At 60.7% G+C, this 1691-nt stretch carries 1 protein-coding gene and 2 pseudogenes; all 3 read left to right on the forward strand.

Annotated elements, in window-relative coordinates; genetic code table 11:
• Positions 1–100, forward strand: a pseudogene (locus tag TSA66_RS27800) (ABC transporter ATP-binding protein); the annotation flags it as partial.
• A gap of 50 nt (positions 101–150) precedes the next feature.
• A complete protein-coding gene (locus TSA66_RS15495; RefSeq protein ID WP_040040636.1) occupies positions 151–1353 on the forward strand; it encodes an ABC transporter substrate-binding protein in 1203 nt (400 codons plus the stop codon).
• A 207-nt stretch (positions 1354–1560) separates the two neighbouring features.
• Positions 1561–1691, forward strand: a pseudogene (locus tag TSA66_RS27035) (branched-chain amino acid ABC transporter permease); the annotation flags it as partial.

A 1691-nucleotide genomic window follows, 5' to 3' on the forward strand; every position in this document is an offset into this window, starting at 1 on the left:
GCGCTTTTACGTGATGGAGCATGGTCAGATCGTCGAGACCTTCGCTGCCTCCGAACTGGACGCCAGAATGCCTGTGCTGCATGAGCTCCTGGGCGTATGAACAAGATGTGCAACGAGTAGTAAATAACCACCTATAACAAAGGAGCAGAAATGAATTTCAAGTCAATGACAGTGGCAGTTGCAGCGGCGTTTGGTTTTTCCGGGGCCGCGTTAGCGCAAGTCTCGGGCGACGTGATCAAGATCGGTTTTATCACGGACATGTCGGGCCTGTACGCCGATATCGACGGCCCCGGTGGCGTTGAGGCGATCAGGATGGCGATTGCCGATGCGGGCGGTGCGGTCAACGGCAAGAAGATCGAATTCGTCTATGCCGATCACCAGAACAAGGCCGACATCGCCGCCTCCAAGGCGCGCGAATGGTTCGACCAGCAGGGCGTGGACGTGCTCATCGCCGGCACCAATTCCGCCACCAGCCTGTCGATGGCCAAGATCGCCGCGGAAAAGAAAAAGCCGTTCATCGCCATCGGTGCCGGCACCTCGCGCCTGACCAATGAAGAATGCTCTCCGTACACCGTGCACTATGCCTACGACACGGTGGCGCTGGCCAAGGGCACCGGTTCGGCCGTCGTCAAGCAGGGCGGCAAGACCTGGTTCTTCCTGACGGCCGACTACGCCTTTGGCGCCTCGCTCGAAAACGACACCGCCAACGTGGTCAAGGCCAACGGCGGCAAGGTGTTGGGCAGCGTCAAGCACCCGCTGTCGGCGTCCGACTTCTCGTCCTTCCTGCTGCAGGCGCAGTCGTCCAAGGCGCAGATCCTGGGCCTGGCCAATGCCGGCGGCGACACCGTCAACGCGATCAAGGCCGCCAACGAGTTCGGCATCACCAAGTCGATGAAGATGGCCGGCCTGCTGATGTTCATCAACGACGTGCATTCGCTCGGCCTGAACCTGACCCAGGGCATGTACCTGACCGACAGCTGGTACTGGGACCAGAGCGACGACAGCCGCGCCTGGTCGAAGAAATACTTCGCCAAGATGAAGAAGGAGCCCTCGTCGCTGCAGGCGGCGGACTATTCGGCGGCCACGCAATACCTGAACGCGGTGAAGGCGGCCGGCACCGACGACGCCGACAAGGTGATGGCGCAGCTGAAGAAGACCAAGATCAGCGACATGTACACCAAGAACGGGGTGGTGCGCCCGGATGGCCGCATGGTGCACGACATGTACCTGATGGAAGTGAAGAAGCCGTCGGACTCGAAGTATCCGTGGGATTACTACAAGGTGGTACAAGCCATCCCCGGCGACCAGGCTTTCACCACCAAGGCCGAGTCCAAGTGCGCGCTGTGGAAGTAGGCTGAGCGCCGCTGTGCTGCTTTGCAGCGCAAGTCGATTTGCCAGCCTGTAACGTGCCTGGCTTCCCTCCTCCGGCAGGAGGAGGGAGTCGGTGGGGCAGCGAGCACGATTCCATGGAGGAGCCGGCTCGGTCACTCCGCCCTCATCCGAACCTTCCCCCGCTGGGGGAAGGAGCAATTCCGCTAATACGCTTTCCCTTATTCGCCCATGGAACTATTCGGCATCCCCCTGCAAGCCTTGCTCAGCCAGTTGCTGCTCGGCCTGGTCAACGGTTCGTTCTACGCGATGCTGTCGCTCGGCCTCGCGGTGATCTTCGGCCTGCTCAACGTGATCAACTT

The organism is Noviherbaspirillum autotrophicum, assembly GCF_000818395.1.
Taxonomy (GTDB): domain Bacteria; phylum Pseudomonadota; class Gammaproteobacteria; order Burkholderiales; family Burkholderiaceae_D; genus Noviherbaspirillum; species Noviherbaspirillum autotrophicum.

What these genes read in the sequence shown, in the direction of transcription:
- TSA66_RS15495 (WP_040040636.1), top strand. Translation starts at nt 151, where the DNA reads ATGAATTTCAAGTCAATGACAGTGGCAGTTGCAGCGGCGTTTGGTTTT.